The 21,779-nt window shown below is 39.1% G+C and carries 25 protein-coding genes; 4 read left to right on the forward strand and 21 right to left on the reverse strand.

Translation table 11 applies throughout. The features are described from left to right. Window positions 1-30: 30 nt before the first annotated feature. The 17 genes from mobQ to ACTNB8_RS09450 form a co-directional block, all read right to left on the reverse strand. On the reverse strand, window positions 31-1,758 hold the full coding sequence (gene mobQ / locus ACTNB8_RS09370) for a MobQ family relaxase (protein ID WP_441054106.1): 1,728 nt from the start codon (window positions 1,756-1,758) through the stop codon (window positions 31-33). After that, complete coding sequence (locus ACTNB8_RS09375; protein WP_441054108.1) at window positions 1,758-2,123, reverse strand: DUF3847 domain-containing protein; 366 nt, start codon at window positions 2,121-2,123, stop codon at window positions 1,758-1,760. Before ACTNB8_RS09375 ends, mobQ begins: the two co-directional genes overlap by 1 nt. A 339-nt stretch (window positions 2,124-2,462) precedes the next feature. Further along, window positions 2,463-2,663 (reverse strand): helix-turn-helix domain-containing protein, encoded by a 201-nt coding sequence (locus tag ACTNB8_RS09380; RefSeq protein WP_117557461.1) that lies wholly within the window; start codon window positions 2,661-2,663, stop codon window positions 2,463-2,465. A 41-nt stretch (window positions 2,664-2,704) separates the two neighbouring features. Next, a complete protein-coding gene (locus tag ACTNB8_RS09385; RefSeq protein WP_441054110.1) occupies window positions 2,705-3,115 on the reverse strand; it encodes a single-stranded DNA-binding protein in 411 nt (136 codons plus the stop codon). Between the two features lie 687 nt (window positions 3,116-3,802). Further along, window positions 3,803-4,732, reverse strand: coding sequence for a DUF4238 domain-containing protein (locus ACTNB8_RS09390; RefSeq protein ID WP_441054112.1), 930 nt, complete (start codon window positions 4,730-4,732; stop codon window positions 3,803-3,805). A 65-nt stretch (window positions 4,733-4,797) separates the two neighbouring features. Next, complete coding sequence (locus ACTNB8_RS09395) at window positions 4,798-5,610, reverse strand: hypothetical protein (protein WP_243121382.1); 813 nt, start codon at window positions 5,608-5,610, stop codon at window positions 4,798-4,800. A gap of 54 nt (window positions 5,611-5,664) precedes the next feature. Next, window positions 5,665-6,798 (reverse strand): DNA (cytosine-5-)-methyltransferase, encoded by a 1,134-nt coding sequence (gene dcm, locus ACTNB8_RS09400; RefSeq protein ID WP_138376712.1) that lies wholly within the window; start codon window positions 6,796-6,798, stop codon window positions 5,665-5,667. Window positions 6,799-6,893: 95 nt separating this feature from the next. Further along, on the reverse strand, window positions 6,894-7,193 hold the full coding sequence (locus tag ACTNB8_RS09405; RefSeq protein ID WP_243875219.1) for a hypothetical protein: 300 nt from the start codon (window positions 7,191-7,193) through the stop codon (window positions 6,894-6,896). 29 nt (window positions 7,194-7,222) lie between these two features. Then, complete coding sequence (locus tag ACTNB8_RS09410; RefSeq protein ID WP_441054115.1) at window positions 7,223-7,522, reverse strand: hypothetical protein; 300 nt, start codon at window positions 7,520-7,522, stop codon at window positions 7,223-7,225. Between the two features lie 4 nt (window positions 7,523-7,526). After that, the gene (locus ACTNB8_RS09415) at window positions 7,527-7,757 is read right to left on the reverse strand and encodes a hypothetical protein (protein ID WP_441054116.1); all 231 of its coding nucleotides are present in this window, start codon (window positions 7,755-7,757) and stop codon (window positions 7,527-7,529) included. 75 nt (window positions 7,758-7,832) lie between these two features. Next, window positions 7,833-8,012, reverse strand: a complete 180-nt coding sequence (locus tag ACTNB8_RS09420) for a hypothetical protein (RefSeq protein WP_373103242.1) — start codon at window positions 8,010-8,012, stop codon at window positions 7,833-7,835. 9 nt (window positions 8,013-8,021) lie between these two features. Next, entirely contained in the window at window positions 8,022-8,405 is a 384-nt protein-coding gene (locus tag ACTNB8_RS09425) for a TnpV protein (protein ID WP_278826225.1), read from the reverse strand. 14 nt (window positions 8,406-8,419) lie between these two features. After that, on the reverse strand, window positions 8,420-8,647 hold the full coding sequence (locus tag ACTNB8_RS09430) for an excisionase (RefSeq protein ID WP_118049521.1): 228 nt from the start codon (window positions 8,645-8,647) through the stop codon (window positions 8,420-8,422). Continuing rightward, window positions 8,637-8,906 (reverse strand): DUF6462 family protein, encoded by a 270-nt coding sequence (locus ACTNB8_RS09435; RefSeq protein WP_441054119.1) that lies wholly within the window; start codon window positions 8,904-8,906, stop codon window positions 8,637-8,639. Before ACTNB8_RS09435 ends, ACTNB8_RS09430 begins: the two co-directional genes overlap by 11 nt. A 249-nt stretch (window positions 8,907-9,155) precedes the next feature. Further along, window positions 9,156-11,174, reverse strand: coding sequence for a lysine--tRNA ligase (gene lysS / locus ACTNB8_RS09440; protein ID WP_441054121.1), 2,019 nt, complete (start codon window positions 11,172-11,174; stop codon window positions 9,156-9,158). Window positions 11,175-11,212: 38 nt separating this feature from the next. After that, complete coding sequence (gene greA / locus ACTNB8_RS09445) at window positions 11,213-11,695, reverse strand: transcription elongation factor GreA (protein ID WP_296158288.1); 483 nt, start codon at window positions 11,693-11,695, stop codon at window positions 11,213-11,215. 181 nt (window positions 11,696-11,876) lie between these two features. After that, entirely contained in the window at window positions 11,877-12,857 is a 981-nt protein-coding gene (locus ACTNB8_RS09450; protein WP_441054123.1) for a glycosyltransferase family 2 protein, read from the reverse strand. Window positions 12,858-13,312: 455 nt separating this feature from the next. Here ACTNB8_RS09450 and ACTNB8_RS09455 point away from each other — a divergent pair, with 455 nt between their 5' ends. Genes ACTNB8_RS09455 through ACTNB8_RS09470 form a run of 4 tightly spaced genes read left to right on the forward strand, consistent with a single transcriptional unit; the run spans window position 13,313 to window position 18,459 of the window. Then, complete coding sequence (locus tag ACTNB8_RS09455) at window positions 13,313-14,872, forward strand: DUF6020 family protein (RefSeq protein WP_441054125.1); 1,560 nt, start codon at window positions 13,313-13,315, stop codon at window positions 14,870-14,872. A gap of 2 nt (window positions 14,873-14,874) precedes the next feature. Beyond that, window positions 14,875-15,960 (forward strand): polysaccharide pyruvyl transferase family protein, encoded by a 1,086-nt coding sequence (locus ACTNB8_RS09460; RefSeq protein WP_441054127.1) that lies wholly within the window; start codon window positions 14,875-14,877, stop codon window positions 15,958-15,960. A 29-nt stretch (window positions 15,961-15,989) separates the two neighbouring features. Further along, window positions 15,990-17,204 (forward strand): Coenzyme F420 hydrogenase/dehydrogenase, beta subunit C-terminal domain, encoded by a 1,215-nt coding sequence (locus ACTNB8_RS09465; protein WP_441054129.1) that lies wholly within the window; start codon window positions 15,990-15,992, stop codon window positions 17,202-17,204. Between the two features lie 4 nt (window positions 17,205-17,208). After that, window positions 17,209-18,459, forward strand: a complete 1,251-nt coding sequence (locus tag ACTNB8_RS09470) for a lipopolysaccharide biosynthesis protein (RefSeq protein ID WP_441054131.1) — start codon at window positions 17,209-17,211, stop codon at window positions 18,457-18,459. Between the two features lie 30 nt (window positions 18,460-18,489). Here the strand turns inward: ACTNB8_RS09470 and dusB are convergent, their stop codons facing one another. Genes dusB through argF form a run of 4 tightly spaced genes read right to left on the reverse strand, consistent with a single transcriptional unit; the run spans window position 18,490 to window position 21,660 of the window. Next, the gene (dusB, locus tag ACTNB8_RS09475; RefSeq protein WP_441054143.1) at window positions 18,490-19,449 is read right to left on the reverse strand and encodes a tRNA dihydrouridine synthase DusB; all 960 of its coding nucleotides are present in this window, start codon (window positions 19,447-19,449) and stop codon (window positions 18,490-18,492) included. Between the two features lie 9 nt (window positions 19,450-19,458). Next, window positions 19,459-19,821 carry a DUF6145 family protein gene (locus tag ACTNB8_RS09480; RefSeq protein ID WP_441054133.1) on the reverse strand — a complete coding sequence of 121 codons (363 nt, stop codon included), beginning with the start codon at window positions 19,819-19,821 and terminating at the stop codon, window positions 19,459-19,461. Between the two features lie 37 nt (window positions 19,822-19,858). After that, window positions 19,859-20,662 carry a biotin--[acetyl-CoA-carboxylase] ligase gene (locus tag ACTNB8_RS09485; RefSeq protein ID WP_441054135.1) on the reverse strand — a complete coding sequence of 268 codons (804 nt, stop codon included), beginning with the start codon at window positions 20,660-20,662 and terminating at the stop codon, window positions 19,859-19,861. After that, complete coding sequence (gene argF / locus ACTNB8_RS09490) at window positions 20,659-21,660, reverse strand: ornithine carbamoyltransferase (RefSeq protein ID WP_441054137.1); 1,002 nt, start codon at window positions 21,658-21,660, stop codon at window positions 20,659-20,661. The genes ACTNB8_RS09485 and argF overlap by 4 nt, the downstream gene beginning before the upstream one ends. Between the last annotated feature and the right edge of the window lie 119 nt (window positions 21,661-21,779).

The raw sequence follows: 21,779 nt of genomic DNA on the forward strand, positions 1-21,779 counted from the left end.
TCCTTTCCTATTTGTCCTGCTGGCGGACTGTTATAAACTCATCTCATGGTTCCGTTTTTTCTTCACTGCCTGTTGTTTTGCATCACGCTCTGCACATTCTTTCTTCTTCTCATCCAATTTTCTCAGAAGAGAAGTCTTCTTTTCTGATTTCTGCTCCTGTTGATTCACCGGCTGTTGCTCTGTTTTACCGTTTTCTTCAAAAATATCTTCCGTCTGAACTGCGTGAAATGCCGGAAACTTTGTCTGCTTCTCAGTTTTTTCTTCTGATTGCCCGGAAGTATCTGCTTCTGCCATTTCCCGGTCACGTCTGGCAATATCCGCACAACTCTGTACCTTTTTTACAAACGCAAGTTCCTCCTTATACGGCTGGTTATCTGCTTTCAATTCTTCAATCACCGCCCGGAGTTCTTCTTTCTCACGTTTCCATCTGGCAGTTGGCACTTTTCCATTTTTGTCCAGGTGTTGTTTTAATTCCCGTTCGCATTTACGGTAATAATTGATTTCCTTTTTGTGCTGCTGATAATATTTATCCCGTTTTTTCTGAAAAAAGAAATGGTTGTACTCATCAATCAATGGCTGGTTTGTCTTTATTACCTCTGCCATCTTTTCCAGATTTTCCAATTTCTTTAATTGCTCTCGCTTTTCGGAAATTTCCCTTTTACTGACAGAAACAACACCCTTCAGTTCATCAATCCGTTCCTGCAAGTCATCCATCGTCTCTATCTGATGTGTCTGAAGATAACTGATTGATTTTGCAAACTCCTGTAAGTTGGAGAGATTTTTCCCCTTTCGTTTCATCTCCGCATAGAAATTGGGAAGTGGTGGCCTGCCCTGTGTCTTTTTATCATAATAATCCTGCAAGCTTTCCAGAAGTGTAGGGTTCTGTCTGCGATCCATCTCTGTCTTCATTTCTTCATAAGCGGTCTTCATCCACTGAATGGATTCTTTCAAAGAAATAAACATCTGATTGAACTGTCGAATAGCTCTGTTCAGTTCTCCGATAATTGTTTTTATCCCCTTTTTCTCCATTGCCCGGACTTCGTATCCTTCATGGATAGTCGGAATCAGATCAATTCCCTGCTCTTTGTAAGAACGGTGATCAATTCTGGCTGCCATGTGGCATTCCCGGAACTTTTCATTTACTTTCTCCGTCCACGCTCTTCTCCATTTCTTTAAAAGCTCCGGATCATTCCACCCGGTAGTTGAAACAGCATTGAATATATCCTTCCCTTTGGCATCTTTTATCCGATTTCCGTCTTCATCCAGAACATATTCCCGTTTCTGCTTGTTGCCCCAACTTCCTTTTTCTGTAAAAGGACGGATTGGAGCAAGTACATGAAAATGTGGATTATCTGGTTCATCCTCGTTCTTTGATTTTCCCTCGTGAACTGCCAGATCTACAATCATGCCACGTGCTACAAACTGTTCCCGACAAAACGCCCTCGCCAGTTCTATATTTTCATCCAGTGTCAGTTCATTTTGTAAAGCAATATCAAAAGAATAAGCTAACTGTGCCCGTCTACTTTTCTCTATCTGTTCTACTTCATTCCAGAGCGTTTCCCGGTCAGACAGACGTTCCGGCACATATTCCGGTGTCAGGATTTCTGCGAAAACCACTCCAGACTTTTTTGTATAGTCATGTGTCTGTCCATAATAATCGTTATAAAGCTTCTGCCCCGAAATATAAGCTGCGGAATTAACCACTGTCTGACCTTTCCCTCTGGAAACCTGCTTTACTGAAAAATGATACAGTGCCATTAGCCGCCATCTCCTCTTTCTGCTTTTTCAACTGCTTCTGCAATTTGCTGTTGTTCTTTGTGTAAAGCTGCTATGTGAACCTGTCGCACAATACTCTTGTTGTAACTACTGTTCTGCAACTGATCCATAACCGTCTGAACTTCTTCCTGCTCCAAATCTCTGGATAATGGAAATGCTTTTTCAAACTCTGCGCCTTTAACAATCAGTCTGTGGGAACGTTCCTTTCGCTCCACTATTCTTTTTCTCTGTTCAAGAATATTTTTATTGTGGATCGCATGTTCCAGTTCCTTTTTACTTTTTTCCATGTTGGTTTTCAGTTCTTCCAATGACATGGATTCATATTTGGGATTTTTTGCTCTGCTCAATTTTTCAACCTCCTACTCTTTCTGTAAATAAAAAGAACCGGTCTTCTCAAAAATGCCGATTCCTGAATATAAAAAACTGAGGTCATCGTTTCACAATAAGGAAATACTGACCTCTGTAATTTTAAAAATCTTTAATTGTTACAACAAGATAGGCCTTATGCCGCAAGGGGAAATTATCCCCTTGTCCGAAATCTGTGATTTCGCTATATTCCCGGATTGAAATCCTTCAAAATCGGGAATAGCACCGCAGGTCGCACGATACAGGCAGATGTAATTGCCTGTATAGAAGTGCGCTCTTAGCTTTGCTAAGAGAATTATGCCGTATCCGGCTTGCTATCTTTAATCTGTAAATTCCATCATCTCGTCAATAGTACAATCCATTTTCTTACAAATTTTCTCGATTGTTTCCATTGATACATATTGATTTTTTCCCATCCGGGCAAGAATATTTCCACTAATCCCGGTGAGGTGTTGCATTTCTATCCGCTTCATATTTTTATCAATGAGCTGTTTCCATAATCTGTTATAACTTACACTCATAAATAACCTCCACATTTTTATTAGCCAGATTTCTGCTTTTATTAGTCAAACGGAATTTCTCCGTCCTTCGCTTCCATAAAACCGTCTTTATCTGTTTTCGGGGTTTCTGATGAATCTGCTCCAGCACCGCTGTCCTTGTTCTGAGCAAATTCATGTTCTTCCACAATCACATCTGTGGTATAAATCGTCTTTCCATCCTTATCCTTATAACTGCCAGTGCTGATGCGACCACCGATCACAATCCGCATTCCCTTGTGAAGATATTTCTGTGCAAACTCTGCACTCTTGCCAAATGTTACACACGAAATAAAATCCGCTTCCTGTTCACCATCACGTTTATATTTTCTGTTCACTGCCAGTGTATATCTTGCTACTGCCATATCATTATCTTTTCCGGCATATTTAATCTCCGGATTCTTTGTCAGTCTTCCCATTAAAATTACTTTATTCATAGTCGTTACATCCTTTCCGGGCATTTTGCCCTGTAAACATTTTCAGTTACTTTTTTGCAGCGGTCTGTCGTGCGTTTCCCTGTCGCCTGCAGTCGTCTCAGACTGCCTCTGCCTGTATAAACAGTTCACTGACCATAAGGCTCTGGTCAGCCGCCCATCATCGGGAGTGTCATTATGATTCCGCTTGCTTCCTGAAAAGGAAGGTCATGGCAGAACTCCTGGTAGGCTTTCAGGGTGCACTTATCAGTTGTCAAGGTTCAACGAAGGAACATTCCAAACGTCCTCTAATTACTAAAGTCAAATGACTTGGCAAGATGCAAAAGATTCGTGATATTTTTTTGCATTTTTATCATTTTTTCTTTTACTTTTGTTAGTCCCTTCACATACTCTGTACTGGGACAAGCAAAAGCGGACATGATTTGGGGGATTCTTGAAAAATAATTATTCCTCTACCTATAAAGCGTTGGAAATGGTATTTACCAACCCCTTTTTGCAGGTTTTTTATGTGTAAACGAAATATTTCTTCACTAATTGCAAGTTTCAAAGGGCATTTGGACGGTGCTTTTCTAAAAAAATTTATTTTCCACTAATCACATGTGGCAGAGTGTACAATGTCAGATGCTTTTGAAAAAAATAAAAAAGAAGCACTAACTTTTACGGTTAATGCTCCTTGAATTAATCTTTGTTCTATTTTCTCTTATTTCTTCCTGCCGATCTTGCTTCCCACATTTTTTTCATATATTTGATCGTATTCGATGTACCGAACAAAAATTTTTGTCCCATTGCAAGCTGCATACAGTTATATGCGATTACACTATTTAATGATAAATTTATAACTCCATTCTCTGGCATATCTTTAGAAATAAGAGGTGCTGTTTTACCTTTTATTCTGAATATAAATGCCTTATTGGATGAAACAGGAATACATATATCATTAAATCCATTCCTTACAGTCTGTGCTGGATTATCGCTAATAACAAAATCCAACTCTGTATTATTCACCGCTTCATACCACTCATAATTATACTGTAACATCTGCATAGTTTCTAAAACAGGTTTTATTCCTAAAATTTGATATAGTTGTGTATTCTTTCCTGTAGAACAATTTGTCTCAATAGTTTTTTTCTTTGTCTCTTCATCAAGTCCCAAATTATCACACATAGAACTTAACCATTTCTCTGTTTTGTTATTTATAGCATCCATTTGATCTCTAAACTGTTTCGTTCTATATGCCAGGGAATGTAAAAATATTATCATTAAATTTCTATTTGAGCTTATATGAATTCTGCTGAGATCTTCCTGTAATTCATTAAGCATTTTACTAATAGCTGATTCTTCTCTTGCTAATGCGTGTTCTGTAAATTGTTCATCTGATAACTTTTCATTGTCACAGAGTTCTGGAAAAACTTTCAAATCTTCTTTTAATATTTCTACGATTTGTTCTTTATCTGCGTCATAGAAATAATTTTCCACCGCAAAATTTTTAACTTTTCGATTATCCAAAACAATACCATTATCCAGCTTGAGAACAGAAATATATTCATCGTCTATATTTCCATACCCGAATCTTTTTAAATACATTCTCGGCACATAATGTTGCCGTCTTACTTTTTCCATAAAATTCTTTCCTTTCTAAATATAGTGCAAAGGCATTAACCCACTACAAGTTAATGCCTTCTGTGCTAGTTATTAAGTTTTTCTTTGTAGATTTCTATCCTTTCCGTCTGCCGAGCTTTTTGATCTTTTGGGGGCAATTTTTCAGAAACTATCTCATACCATGATTTATCAAAACCTACTGCTTTCAAAATTGTTGATTTATCCATCTGATCAGGTTGTTTTATAGAAATATGTAATCGCTCTTGCGGTATTTTTTCTATAATTGTAAACTGGCTACCTCCTGGCTGCCATGTAAACTTATGTAATCCAGATTCTTTTTCATACCCCTCTAAATTTCCACGCTTATTCCACTTAAATTCATATAATTCCGGATCATATCGAATTGTATCAAATTCAAATATGAGGTAATCCTTATAATCTTTTGATTTGACCAAAACAACCGTTCTCACAAATTTAAAAATCTGACGTACTGCCGACACTCTTTCATTCCAAATTTGCAAAACCATCTTTCCCAACTCATTTGGATCAACCTCTGAATAATTGTCTACTCCAAAGCTATATGTAACAGCATTTCTACCACATATTAATCTAACCTTATCTTGATGTTCAATATCAGTTTGTCCAAAGACAGTTTTCGCACCCCAGCAACAATTGTCCAAAACAACATCATCAAGTCCTACATTTGACGGTTTCCACTCTGCTCCTACACATTCTGCAAATATCTGCTCCCATTCATTTCCTTCTAATGACATACTCTGTTTAGTAGCCATCATATATACAATATTTTGAGCTAATGTTTCCACAAATGATGACGGAAACTTATTTACTGCAAACGGGGCAACTGCCTTATTCACTGTTCTTAATCTTGGCTCAGCCATGTGCCGCATTCCTCCAAACATTAAATATATGAAGTAATTTTAACACAATTATGCTTAAAATGCCATTGGAATAAATCTTTCAATTACCATTTTTACCATATCTACTGGTATTGCATTTCCCGCCTGTTTTCTAGTTTGGCAATCTGATACAACTATTTTAAAATCATCGGGAAATCCTTGCAATCTTAACATTTCTCTTGGAGTTAATCTTCTTTCACCATTTACCAATAAATAATTATAACTAGCACCTGCACGCAGTGCACAACTATATGGATACGAAGAAATATTTCCTGATTTATTCTCATGCCATATCGATGGAAAAACTTTTGCCGTATGCATTGCTTTTCTTTTTGCAACAATTTCTGGTGAAGCATAATGTTTAGAATCAACTTTCTTTTCTAAAATATCATTTAATGTTTTTTTATTTTTTATTTCAAAATTCCAGTCCATCTTAAATGGTTTTTTTGATCCCACAATAATTATTCGCTCTCGTTTTTGAGGCAAGCCGAAATCAAGAGCATTTAACAAATGATAATCGACATGATAACCTAATTCATCTCTTAATGTTTCTAATATTGTTTGAAGTGTCTTACCTCCATCGTGGCTTGCCAAATTCTTTACATTTTCCAATACAAAAGCTTGCGGTTGTTTTTCTTTTATAATTCTTGCTATATCAAAAAATAATGTTCCTCTTGTTTTATCTTCAAATCCTTTCATTAAACCACAAATTGAAAATGCCTGACATGGAAATCCTCCAAACAACAAATCAAAATCAGGTATACTTTCTGCATCAACTTTCGTTATATCCCCAACAGGCTTCTCACCAAAGTTGGCTTCATAGGCCTGTTGTGCATATTTATCAATATCACTGCTAAACACACACTTACCATTTATCCCAAGCTTATCAAAAGCCCCCTTACTGGCGTATCTAAATCCTCCGATTCCGCAGAATAAATCAATATATCTCAACGGTTTTGGATATACTGTTATATTTGATTTAGGTACATCAAAAAATATCTTATCAATATCAACACTTAATGCTGTAGATATTCGAAATGCAACATCTACAGAAGGATTTGCAAGCTGATTTTCTACATTTGAAAGATATTTTCTACTAATGCCAGCATATTTGGCTAATTGTACCTGTGTAATATTTCTCTCTTTTCTAATTTCCTGCACCCTATTCATTTAAGCGTTTCCTCCGTTTTTGTGAACTATCATACTCAAAATATTATATTATGCTCACTATTATTTGTCCATCATTTTATAAAATTGTTTTTCATTTATGATAATTCTTCTATAATCAGTTTTATTAACTTCTTTAACTTCATTCCGTCTTTTAAGCCTAACCGATAAAAGAATTCCTCTGTTTCTGCCCCGCTGTTAAATATCGCATCACAATATTTTGTAATAATTTCTTCTTGCTCTGCCGGAAGTGTCTCAATCACTTTTTTGTACTCTTCCTCAATTTCATCTGGTTCTGTCACAGATGACTGGCTCAACTTCCAATCTGCATATGATTTTCCCATGTGTTCCGTTATTGTCAGATTGATAAATTCTTCAATTTCTTTTGTCATTTTCATTTGAAAATCCCATTCCTTTCTCCGGTACCCTACTCCATCAATGTGTCCAGTATAGTTTGGATAGCTTCTCTCAGCTTTAACCCATCTCTCAATCCCATACGGTAATAGAACTCATTCAGGTCACTGTTATTATTTGAGGTTTCTGTCATATAGTCAAAAATGACTTTTCCTTGTTTTGGCGGTAACTTCCGAATTACCTTTTGCACTTTCATTTCCAGTTCTTCATTGAATGGATCATACTGCTCTCCATCATTTTCCTGATAAACCTGTTCCATTCTTTTTCCGATCAGATCATTCAGGAACTCTTCCATATTTTCCGTTAATTCCATCTTTTTAATCTCCCATCAATCTGATTTTGATTGTTTCCAGCCACATCACCGCCCAACCAGAAAGTACAGGCAGGATATAAAGTATAAAACCTATCAAAAGCATTTTGCCCACTTCTGTGCCTGTTTCCTGTCTGAATCCATAGCCTAAGATTGCTGTAATGCAGATGATTCCCGACAGGGCATGAAATACAGTTGCAGACAGCCATGTGCTGAACATAAGTATCAGTTGTATCAACGTCAGGCATATCCGCACTGGCAATAACAAAATCCTTATAATTATTTTTATAACTACCATGACTGCCTATCCCTTTCACTGTTTTAAATATCTTCGGTAACTATCCAGAACTGAATCTGTAACACCGCTTTTATAGATTTTACGAATATCAACAATCTTTTCATCTTTCAGCAGTTTCATCCAATCCAGTAAATCTTTTCTACTGTTTGCGAAATTGCAGCATCTTCCATCTGCATATTCAATCCTGTATCTCATACGTTCCTCCTATACATATACCAATTCACTCAACACAATTTCCTGCACACGATTCCTGATGTTATTACACTGTCGCACCCACTCCATAGGATTCTGTACTTTCAATTCCTCGGTAACTCCCTCTGCACTTCGCATTTGTGCCTCAATCACTTCATACCGTTCCTGTGCCTGTTCATTCAGATCTGCCAGGTAGCTGTCCAATTTTCCAGTCAACAGAAGATAAGAATACATGCCTGATTTATAGTTTTTCATATATTCTTTCCGAAGCATTCCCCAGTAACCAATCGGTCTGGTTTCCTCTGGCAAGTCCATCATTGGCAGATAATAATCTCCTACCACCACATAATCTAATCCATTACTATCATCATGTAGTATATTTTTCTGATCGCTCATGTCCTTCTCCTCCATCAAATCTTTCTCTGCTCTCGCAGATATGCTTCAAATATACTTCTCCGAATCAGCACTTTCTTCCCGATTTTATATACTGCCCCAGCTTCATGTGCCATACGGACTACTGGTTTGATTCCCAGCTTGTAATATTCACATGCCATATTGTAGGTCACATAGTCATGGCTCATAAATTCCAGATCTTCGTCATCAATCTCATTTGAAAACATCCATACATTACCGCTCATCTTCCATTTCCTCCTTACCTTTTCCTGTCGCTGGTTCATGGAATCGTTCCAGGTAGGCATCAAAAATATCCCGGTTGATCAATACGGTTCCATCAATTCTGTAAAGCGCACCTGCATCACTGGCAAGTTCAAATAGCTTCTTATGAGAAATGCTGTAAATAATCTCTGCCTGCTGATACCGCAGATACTGTCGGCGTAATTTTCTAAGCTGCTCTGGTACTTCTTTCATACTTGTAATTGGTTTATAACTTTTACCCATGATGTTTTCCTCCAAAATTAGATTTACTGTTTTACAGAAGCTGACCGCTGGGATCTGACTTTCCAAGGACGAAAAAAAGCACCTCTTAGATTAACTCTAAAAAGTGCTCTTACTTCATTGCCCAAACCTGTGCCCTTTCACCTGAAATTCGTCATGCTTCATAACGATTCATCATTCTCCCAAATTTTGTTGTCAAATTGTTGTCAAATGCGGTCTGACATCATGGTTTTAGACATTTTATATTTAATTTTAGTACAGCTTTGCACCTGCTGGAATATGGTCATCAACCATCAGAAGATGAAGTTTTTCTTCGCCCTCTTCCTCATGGATTGCACTAAGTAACATTCCACAAGAATCAATTCCCATCATAGCTCTTGGCGGCAGGTTAGTGATAGCGATCAGTGTTTTTCCAACCAGTTCTTCTGGCTCATAATAAGCGTGAATACCGCTTAAAATGGTACGATCTATGCCTGTTCCATCGTCCAGAGTGAACTGTAACAGCTTCTTGGATTTCTTAACTGCTTCACATGCTTTTACCTTTACAGCTCTGAAATCTGACTTGCTGAAAGTATCGAAATCAACCATTTCTTCGAATAATGGCTCAACTTTTACTTTGGAAAAATCAATCTTCTCAACTGGCTTTGTTTCCTGTGCAGCATTGTTTGCTTCGTTCTTAGCAGCACCCTGTGACTTCATTGTCGGGAACAGCAGTACATCACGGATTGCCTGGCTGTCTGTAAGAAGCATAACCAGACGGTCGATTCCGTATCCGATACCACCTGTAGGCGGCATACCGATCTCAAGTGCGTTCAGGAAGTCTTCATCTGTATGGTTGGCTTCTTCATCACCAGCATCAGCAAGAGCATCCTGTGCTTTGAAACGCTCTCTCTGATCTATCGGGTCATTCAGCTCAGAATACGCGTTACACATTTCCCATGTGTTACAGAAGAGTTCAAAACGCTCTACCTTTGACGGATCAGACGGTTTCTTCTTTGTCAGCGGAGATATCTCGATCGGATGATCCATGATAAATGTCGGCTGGATCAGTTCCTTCTCACAGTACTCTTCGAAGAAGAGGTTGATGATATCACCTTTCTTATGACGTTCTTCATATTCAATATGATGCTCTGCAGCAAGTTTCTTAGCTGCCTCATCATCTGCTACTTCATCAAAGTCGATTCCTGCATATTTCTTGATTGCTTCGTTCATGGTCATTCTGGCAAACGGCTTACCAAGGTCGATCTCCACTCCATTATAGGAAATCTTTGTAGAACCACAAACCTTTTCTGCCAGATAACGGAACATGGATTCTGTCAGTTCCATCATTCCTTCATAATCTGTGTATGCCTGATAAAGCTCCATCAGAGTGAATTCCGGATTATGACGGGTATCAACACCTTCATTACGGAATACACGGCCAATTTCATAAACTCTCTCGAGACCGCCAACGATCAGTCTCTTCAGATAAAGTTCCAGAGAAATACGAAGTTTTACATCTTCATTTAATGCATTGTAATGTGTCTCAAACGGTCTTGCGGCTGCACCACCGGCATTGGAAACAAGCATTGGAGTCTCTACTTCCATGAAGTCACGACCTGCAAGGAAGTTTCGGATCTCTTTGAGAATCTGGGAACGTTTGATAAATACATTCTTGCTGTCCTGATTCATGATCAGGTCTACATATCTCTGACGATAACGGGTATCTGTATCTGTCAGTCCGTGAAATTTCTCCGGAAGAATCTGTAAACTCTTGGATAACAGGGTCATTTTTTCTGCGTGAATAGAAATTTCTCCTGTTCTTGTTCTGAATGCAAAACCTTCCAGTCCAAAAATATCACCGATATCAGATTTCTTGAAATCTGCATAGGATTCTTCTCCGATAGCATCTCTTGCAACATATACCTGGATATTTCCCTGAAGATCCTGAATATTACAGAAAGAAGCTTTACCCATGACACGTTTAAACATCATACGGCCTGCAATTGCCACATGGATCGGGCTTGCATCCATAATGCTTCTTCTCTCTTCATAGTCCTTCTTCTGGACTTCTCTTGCCTTTGCTTCGTCAAGACCTTCCACACTTGGAGCCTTGCGGTCTTTCAAGAGCTCTGCTTCATGTGCTTCATAGAGTTCTTTTACCTCAAGTGAATGATGTGTCTGGTTAAATTTTGTGATCTGAAACGGGTCTCTGCCGTTTGCCTGCAGATCTGCAAGTTTCTCACGGCGAACCTTCAGCAGCTGATTGGTATCCTGCTTCTTCTCTGCCACTCTGTTGGCCTCCTTCTGTTCTTTAAATATTATATTATTTACACGTTTCTCTGAATTTCAAGGACTTTGTACTTCATGATTCCTGAAGGCATTTCCACTTCGACTTCATCACCTGTATGAGCACCGATAAGAGCTTTTCCTACTGGTGATTCATTGGAAATTTTTCCTTCCAGGCTGTTTGCTTCTGTAGAACCTACAATCTTCAGTTCCATTTCTTCTTCAAATTCATAATCATATACTTTTACTTTACAGCCAACGCTGATACGGTCGAGATCAACCTCATCTTCTACAACAACTTCTGCATTTTTGAGGATTTTCTCAATCTCTTCGATACGTGCTTCAATATCTCTCTGCTCATCTTTGGCTGCATCATATTCTGCGTTCTCGGACAGGTCACCCTGTTCTCTCGCTTCTTTGATCTTACCTGCTACTTCTTTTCTTTTTACTACCTTTAAATCATGCAGCTCTTCCTCTAATTTTTTAAGTCCTGCATAAGTTAGTAAGTTTTTCTTTTCTTCCATGATCCTTACTCCCTTTCTATCTTCACATAGCGTTGCTGTTCATACCCTGCACAGCAACCTGGACATTCGTTCCCGGAACTATTTTATCGCCCTGAGGGCAGACTTATTCTAGGATATTCACAATTTCTGTATTATACCGAAAAGAGCCTGGATTGTCAAGCATCCGGGCTCCTTGCTGTTATTATTCTTTTCGACCTTTTTCGCCATTTTTTTCTGCATTTTTCTCTTTTAAAAGTCTCTTGAACTGATCTGACACATTATTCAGCTGATATTCAAAATTCTGTCTGTGCTGCTGTACAAGAGTAGACAAAATAATTCCCGAAAAGCAACAGATAATTGCTGTCAGTATTACAAAACAACACACGATCAGGCTTGGCATTTTGGTTACTGTTCCTGTACGTATATATTTTGTCAGTACAGGGATAAAAAAGATCACACCCAGTGCAAACAGTACTGCTGCTATTGCAGAAAAGAACTGAAGCGGCTTGTAATCTTTGTACATGCGGAAAATAGTCCTGAGTACTTTTGCTCCATCTGAATATGTATTAAGCTTGGATACACTGCCTTCCTGTCTGTCTCGATAATCCACGACAACATTATCCACATGCATCTTCTTGTCAATTGCATGTATTGTCATTTCTGTCTCTATTTCGAAATTTCCGGAAAGAACAGGGAAGGTTTTCACAAACTGATAACTCATTGCACGGTATCCGGTCATGATATCCTTGATATTACTGCGGAAAAGTCGGTTTATAAATGCCCTGACTATTGTATTTCCAAAATTATGAAAAGGTCGCTTGTTCTCTGTAAAATATGTAGAAGAAAGCCTGTCTCCAACAACCATATCCACGCCTTCTTCCAATACTTTCCTGCACATTTCCGGTGCAAACTCTGCCGGATAAGTATCGTCTCCGTCTACCATCAGGTAACATTCCGCATCTATATCACGAAACATACTTCTGATCACATTTCCCTTTCCCTGCTGACGTTCATAACGTACAACTGCGCCTTCTTTTCTGGCAATTTCATCTGTTCCGTCTGTGGAATTGTTGTCATATACATATATTTTTGCTTCCGGAAGTACTGTCCTGATGTCCCGGATAACCTTCGCTATTGATTTACTTTCATTATAACAGGGAACCAGCACTGCTATTTTATCCATTTATATTTTCTCCTGTGTTAGACTGCCGGTATTGCCGCCAGGCCTTGAATCTTGTAAAAATAATAATATCATGACCTGTTAAAAAAGGAAACATATTTATCAGGTTTTTCTTCTCTTTCAGCCTTAATGTGGTATACTAACCATATGATTAATCAAATGAAATGGAGCTTTTTATGAAAAATAAAGTTAATGCTTTCTGGATTTTTTTATACTCATTAATGATATTTATCTTTTTCTCATTTAGCATTCAGGAAGACCGGATTTATCTTTTCCGTTTTTCTACCAACGTTCCTGCCAACACTTTTTTATTCATTGGTATTTTATTCATATGTTTTAAAATCTCTCCCCTGATTTTCCAGTCCCGCACCAGGGGATTTTATTTTTTATCGCTGATCATTTCAATGGTATTTTCCATAATTTCAATTATGGCCAAATTTTTTCAGAGCGGAATTTCCATGGATTCTTATGTTTCAGCACACCCACTTGCACTGTCCAGAATTGGAATTGCTTTCATCGGAGGAATTTTTCTGTTTTTTGGTATTATTCAGATAGTTGGTTCACTGCGAACAATAACATTTTCCTTTAAAATTCCTGTTACCCTGAACAGACTCCTGGATTACATGTATGGAGAGCACTGCTTTCTGAAATCCCTGCTGCTTATGTTTATCATATGGCTTCCACAGATCCTCGTACGTTACCCCGGCGCACTCACTGTAGACACCAAGGTCAGCCTACGCCAGTATCTTGGCGTTGATGCGGCTACTACCCAGCATCCCATCCTTTACACTGTTTTTGCAGGTAAACTTATTGATTTTGGACGTTCCATTGGGCATCCGGCGTTCGGACATTATATCCTGGTTCTGCTTCAGACTATTCTCATGCTTCTGGTACTTGCCTATACACTGCATTCCATGAAGAAGTTTCAGATAAACCGATGGATTTACGGCATCACGCTTGTATTTTTCGCAATTGCGCCAATTTTTATTGCAACTGCTACATCTTCTGTTATCGACGGACCCTACAGTTCCTTTTTCCTTCTGCTCATAACAGAACTTGTGTATTACCTGTTTATGCACGAAGTTTACCGCAGATCCTGGATACACTATCTTCTGACAGGAATCGCTGTATTCGGACTTTTTCTCCGTCAGAATGGAATCTATATTATTGCTGCTATTACTGTAACAGCAGTTATCATGGAACTTTACTTTATTTTGAAAGAAAAACAGAATTTCATATATTCCATTGTTTTTCTGGCTGTGCTCATCTTTCCGGCCATCGGCTGTAATTCGCTTGTGAATCATCTGCATGAACAATACAATGCCCAGGAATACGGCACCCGCGCCATGTTGTCCATGCCAGTCCAACAGACTGCCCGTTGTCTCCTGGAACATGGTGATGAAATCGACCAGAACACTCTGAATTCCATTCAGAAAGTTCTTACCTGGAATCTGGATGAATATAAAGAAGCATACGATCCGCTTTCCTTTGATACAGTCAAACAGGAATTTAACCTTGATGCTTCTTCTGATGATATCAGAGATTTTCTCAAGGCCTGGCTCCATCTTTTCGCAAAATATCCGGAAACCTGTATCAATGCAACACTGAACCAGACGTATTTTCTTTTCAGTCCGGAAACAATAAACCAGACTTATTATTATCCTTATGGGGTTACTATGCGAGCCGGAAAATATGATATGTCTGAATTTAATCCTTCTCATTCAAAACTGGGTGGAATAATTTCTATCCTGAAACAGATTTATCATTCCTTTGGGTTTTTTCCTGTACTTGGCCTGTTCGTCAACCAGGGATTTACAGATCTGCTTCTCCTTGCTATTTCTTTATATGCTCTTATTGAAAAAAGAGGCCGTATTCTCTTTCTTTGTGTACCGCTTCTTCTGACCCTGGCAATCGTTTTTGTCGGACCTATGGTTCTGTATCAGGCAAGATACACTTATCCGATCATGTATTGTCTGCCACTATTGTATGGAATATTTTTTTCACAGAAAGGTAACTGATTATGGAAAAAAAACGTGTAGGTGTGATCACCTTTCATAACTATGATAACTACGGAGCCATCCTCCAGAGCTTCGCTCTCCAGAAAAAACTCCGTGAACTTGGAACCTGGCCGGAAATCATTGACTACAACTGTGAATATATCAATAATCCATTCCGGTTGGTCAATCTTAAAGAAAAAGGCCTTTTTAACTATATTTACGGTGCTATCGGACATATCTGTTATATTCCCCGCCGCCGTAAATGCAACAAATTTCGTAAACACATGAAATACAGTGAACCAGTAACCAGAAACAATATGCAGGCAGTTGCCGGTAAATATGACATATATCTGGCTGGAAGTGACCAGATCTGGGATTACAAACTTACCAATTTTGACCAGACTTATTTTCTTAATTTTCCTGCAAAAGGAAAGAAAAAATGCAGTTATGCAGCCAGTATCGGTGAACATATTCCTCCGGAACAATACCGTGGTGATTACCAAAAACTTCTTTCTGGTTTTGATAAAATCCTTGTAAGAGAAAGCTACGGCGCAGACATTGTCAAAGAACTCACCGGGGAAAAGCCTGATATTGTGTGTGACCCCACACTTCTTCTCACAGCAGAAGAATGGTCGGAACTCCTGAAAGAGCCACATATCAGAGGAAAATATATTCTTGTTTATCAGTTGGGGATTAATACTGAAATCGTTGATTTTGCACGCCGACTGAAAAACAAAACCGGGCTTCAAATTGTTTATGTTCCGTTTCCTCTTGTCGGCCTTCTGAAATGTCGTTGCAATATTACTGCCGGTCCATCAGAATGGATGGGACTTTTCAAAAATGCCGAATATGTTATTTCAGATTCTTTCCACGGTATTGTTTACGCCCTTCTTTTCAACCGCAAATTTTTTGCGAAATCCGATGGACATCACAAAAACCGCCGCGTGGAAGAGCTTCTTAATCTTGTCAACATGACAGACCGTACGATGAATCACGTTTCCGAAGAACAGCTCACTGAAGAACTGGATTTCACTTATGCCAATGAACAGATTGACAGATTCCGCCAGTCTTCCCTTCAGAAACTAAAAGAAATGATTGACAGCCTGTAAAAGAATTTTTTATCAGAAAAGAGAGATTTATGTTTTTAAATACCAAAACAAAAAAAGACTGCTGCGGCTGTTCTGCCTGCAGCAATATATGCAGTGTTTCCGCGATCACCATGAAAGAAGATCGCTGCGGCTTCTTTTATCCTCACATCAATAATGATCTTTGTGTTCACTGCGATCGTTGCCGTAAAGTCTGTCCCATGAATATTGACCTTACAAATCAAACCGCCGATCCGGAAATTTATGCCCTGCGAAACCAGAATTCTGCTGATGTAAAACAGAGTTCTTCCGGCGGTATGTTTTCACTTCTCGCTCAATGGACGCTTTCTCAGGGTGGTGTAATCTACGGAGTTGCTTTTGATGATGCTTTCCGCGTAAAACATCTGCGTGGAAAAACAGTCTCTGAAGTCCTGAAGTTCCGTACTTCCAAATATGTTGAAAGTGATATTTCCGAGGTATATCTTCATATTAAAGATGATCTGGATAACGGACTGGTTGTTCTTCTGACTGGTACCCCCTGTCAGATTTCCGGTATATCTCGTTATCTGAAATTCAGGCATGTTTGCACAGACAAACTTTATACTTGTGACAATATCTGTCATGGTGTTCCAAGCCACAAAGTCTGGGAAGATTACCTGAATATCCTGAAAACTAAATATATTGCACCAGATGATGAAATCATTTCTGTCAATATGCGCAGCAAAAAAGTTTCCTGGAAAGAAAAGCAACTGGACATTTCTCTGAAAAATGGAAACATTGACTCCATAATCAAAGATTTCTCTTTTAACCGTATTTTTGCGAGTTTATATACAGCACGCCCTTCCTGTTTTCACTGCCATTACACCAGTTACCGTCGGCCTTCCGATATTACACTTGGCGATTTCTGGACAGGCGAAACAGCTGAACTTTCTTTTGATACAGAGCAGGGTGTCAGCGAGGTCCTTATCAATACAACGAAAGGCCGGGAACTTTTTAACCAGCTGAAAGACCGTGCAGACATCTGTCCACTTTCCAAAAAGCAGGGATGGCAGCCTCATCTTGAGTATTCTTCAAGACAGCCGAAAAAATATCAGGCATTCTGGTCTGATTATACTGAATCCTCCGACAAAGAGGCTGTTCTTCGAAAATATATGAAAGGTTCTCCTATGACCAGAGTAATTCGCCTCCTTTCACCAGTTTTACGCAAAACCGGCCTTTATAATCTGGCAGGAAAACTTTATAACGTACTTCCCGGCAAAAAAGGATAATAACATGAACAAAGAAAAAAACATTAAAAAGGCCTTTCTATGGAATATGATTGGCAGTACCTGCTACTCTGTATCCTCATTTCTTTACCTTATGGTAGTAACACGAATCTGCGGAGTAGAACCGGCCGGATTCTTTTCCCTCAGTTACGCTACTGCACAGCTTCTTCTTACAATAGGAAGATATGGCATGCGTACTTATCAGGCTACAGATCTGGAACATAAATATCTGTTTTCAGAGTATCAGGTTTCACGTATTATTACCTGTGGTCTGATGCTCCTTTTTGGTATTTTTTACAGTACATGGAGTTTTTCCGGAGAATACATAATCATAAGCATTTTCGTAATCATAATGAAAATGGTCGATGCCGTAGAAGACGTCTACCATGGAAACTTTCAGCAGACTTATCATGTAGAAATCATGGGCAAAATGCTTGCTGCCAGAAATATTTATTCTGCTGTTTATTTTACCATTTCCCTTATGTTAATGAAAAATCTGGCTTTTACCTGTGTTTCCACAGCCATTACATCCCTTATATTATGTCTTGTGATAAACAGCGTATTTACACGTAACTATCCCGGAGAGCTCCCTGCAAATGCCAGAAAGTTTCTTTTTTCAAATGTATGGCGGCTTTTGCGAATCTGTACTCCTCTGTTTGTGGGAACATTCCTGTCCCTGCTGCTGTACAACATTCCTAAATACGCTATGGCAAGCGTGATGTCCAATGAATATCAGACCTATTACAGTGTCCTGTTCATGCCCTCTTTTGTGATTACGCTGATGTGCGAGTTTGTTTTCAAACCAACCATTACCACAATTGCAGAGCTCTGGTGGCTGAATAACATAAAAAAATTTGTCCTGTATGTAGTACGTATCATTGGAATTATCATTGGATGCGGTGCTTTTATCGTTATAGCAGGTCATCTTCTCGGAAGAAGACTTCTGGAACTTATTTACGGCGTAGATCTTTCACCTTATAAACTGCATTTTATTGTTCTTCTTATAGGTGGCACTATCGGCGCTGCTGTTTATATGACTTATAATATTCTCATTGCAATCCGTAAAGGTAACTGCATTATTATTGTTTATACTATTTCTGCTGTTCTGACCATACTCCCTTCAAGGCTTATGGTACAGAAATGGGGTGTCATGGGAGCCTGCATAAACTATCTGTATTCCTGCAGTCTTCTTTTCCTTCAGTTCATATTTATTCTTATTTATGTAGTATATAAACAAAGAAAATCTGCAAAAGCATGAAAAAAAGCCTGAGAAGGCTACTGTCCTTACTTATTCAAGTTTGGACAGTAGTCTTTCCAGGCTTTCATAATTTTCAATTGTATTGGATTCTCTCCGCAATCCTGCGCTATGCCGCATTCCTGATGTATACCATGCAACATGCTTACGCATTTCACGAATTCCGGTAAACTCTCCCTTCAGCTCAATCTGCCATCTGGCATGACGAAGGATCATTTCTCTGATTTCTGCTGCAGATGGTTTTTCCAGCAATTCACCCGTTGTGAAATAATGATTCATTTCCCTGAAAATCCAAGGATTTCCTCTTACTGCCCTGCCGATCATCACCGCATCGCAGCCTGTGTCTTTCATCATTTTTTCCGCTTTCAGTGGTGAATCCACATCTCCATTTCCTATCACAGGAATCCTGACTGCATCTTTTATTCTGCCTATTGTTTCCCAGTCTGCCTCTCCTGCATAATACTGCTGTCTTGTTCTTCCATGAACAGCTACCGCCGCACCACCTGCATCTTCAATAATCTTCGCAATCTCCACAGGATCAACATCATAACCTTCAAATCCGATCCGGATTTTAACTGTCACAGGCTTCTTTATTGCATGAGAGATTTCACTCACGATTCTGTGGATCAGTTCCGGATTTTTCAGCAAAGCTGAACCTTCACCATTATTAACTACCTTTGGAACCGGACACCCCATATTTATATCAAGAATATCAAATGTCTGTTCTTCGATACTTCTTGCAACCTCGGCCATCAGCTCCGGTTCACTGCCAAAAAGCTGCAGGGATACTGGATGTTCCTGTGGTGTGATCTCCATCAGAGATTTTGTATTCTTGTTATGAAACGAGATTGCCTTGGCACTGACCATTTCGGTACACACAAGCCCTGCTCCCTGTTCCTTACAAAGTCCCCGGAAAGGAAGGTCTGTCACACCGGCCATTGGTGCCAGTACAAAAGGATTCTCTATTTCTACAGAGCCAATTTTCCACCGCATCTCCATGAATCAGTCTCCGTTATCCACATTTTGCACATCTTCTTCCAGATTTTCTCCAAGGAAGAAAACACGGTAATACATTTCCAGTGATTCCAGAAGTTCTCTCTTCTCAGACTGAAGACTTTTGATTTTCAGAACACTTCCGATTTCATCATACATGGCATCTGCGTCCAGCGCCTCTGTCTTAAACTGCAGATTTCCTTTTTCATCAAATTCAAGTGTAAGGATTCCTCCAATATCCTCTGTATAAAGGACACACATAATCTGTAATTCCTGTTTAATTGATTCCGGAAGAGAATTAAAATCCGGATTAAAATAATATTTCTGCTCATAGGAGCTTGCTCCGCAGAGTACAACATTTTCCTGATACATAAAAAACTCCTTAAATTTATTATCTCAGATGTCTCTATCACACATAACTATACAGTCCTCTGACGGACACTTCTCCGGCCCGTACTGTGCGTATCTCACCGGTATCATCCCGCACCAGCAGCTCACCCTGTTCATTAATTCCAAGTGCCATACCTTCCCAGGGATTTTTTTTATCAAGAATTCGCACCGGCTGATTTCTGTTCGCAAGCATTGCATTGTATTCATCAATCATCAGTGACAGATCACAGGTCTGCACAAATTTCTCATAATTATTTTCAAATTTTTCCATGACAAGGCCGATAATCCTGTTCCTGTCATATTTTCTGCCTGTTTCAAGATACAGGGATGTTGCTTTATCCTGAAGCTCTTCAGGAATGTTTTCCAGATTTACATTGATTCCGTCACCAATAACTACTTCTCTGATCTTTCCGTTTTCAAGTCCCATTTCTGTAAGAATACCGCAGATTTTTTTGCGTGATACCACTACATCATTTGGCCATTTAATAGATACACTGATATCCAGCTCCTGTACCGCCTGTGCCACACTAAGTCCCATAACAAGAGTCAGCATTGCTGCATACTGTGGTTCAAATACTGGTCGCAGAAGAATAGACATCATAACAGAACTGCCTTCCGGGGCTTCCCATTTTCTTCCAAGTCTTCCTTTTCCGGCCGACTGAAATTCTGCAACTGCCAGTGTTCCCTCTGAAGCCTGTTCTCTGGCCAGCCTTTTGATCCACTCATTTGTGGAATCTGTTTCTTTTGCAAAATGGACGGTTTTGCCCGCCCATTTTGTATTTATTGCCTTTGAAATTGTTTCCTGATTATATCCGTTTATCATTTGTTCTCCGGCTCTCCAAGTGTTGCCACAATTACTGCCTTAATTGTATGCATACGGTTTTCTGCTTCGTCAAATACATGAGACTGTGAAGACTCAAATACTTCATCAGTCACTTCCATATCTGTCAGATTGAAACGTTCACCCATTTCCTTGCCGATTTTTGTCTTAAGATCATGGAAAGCTGGCAGACAATGAAGGAAGATAGCTTTTTCACCGGCATTTTTCATAACATCTGCTGTTACTTTGTATGGTGTCAGTTCTCTGATACGTTCCTCCCATACTTCATCAGGCTCACCCATGGATACCCATACATCTGTATAGATAACATCAGCATCTTTTGTGCCTGTCTGAACATCTTCTGTAAGAGTAACAGATCCACCGGAAGCTTCTGCATATGTTTTGCACAGATCAACAAGTTCCTGATTCGGGAAATATTTTTCTGTTGTGCAGGCTACGAAATGCATACCCAGTTTGGAGCAGGCGATCATCAGGGAATTTCCCATATTATAGCGGGCATCTCCCATATATACCAGTTTGATTCCTTTAAGATGTCCGAAATGTTCACGAATTGTAAGCATATCAGCCAGCATCTGTGTCGGATGATATTCGTTTGTCAGTCCGTTCCATACCGGAACACCTGCATGTTTTGCAAGTTCTTCTACGATTTCCTGTCCAAATCCTCTGTATTCAATACCTTCATACATTCTTCCGAGAACTCTTGCAGTATCTGCAATACTCTCTTTCTTACCGATCTGGGAACCTGTCGGGTCCAGATAAGTACTTCCCATACCAAGGTCATGTGCAGCTACTTCAAAAGCACAACGTGTTCTTGTACTGGTTTTTTCAAAAATAAGAGCAATGTTTTTGCCTTTATAATACTCATGAAGTTCTCCGGCCTTTTTCTTTGCTTTCAGCTCTGCCGCAAGATCAATAAGATATGTGATCTCCTCTGGTGTAAAATCTTTCAGTGTAAGAAAATTCCGTCCCTTTAAATTCATAATATTCTCTCCTCGTATAATATCTTTTAGATACATAAATGTACCTTGAAAACTCAATAAATATTTGTTCAATAGGCTTAGTAAAGCCCATGATATAATTGTCCCAGTGTCAATCAGGT

The organism is Blautia sp. HCP28S3_G10 (genome assembly GCF_052065235.1).
Lineage (GTDB): Bacteria > Bacillota > Clostridia > Lachnospirales > Lachnospiraceae > Blautia_A.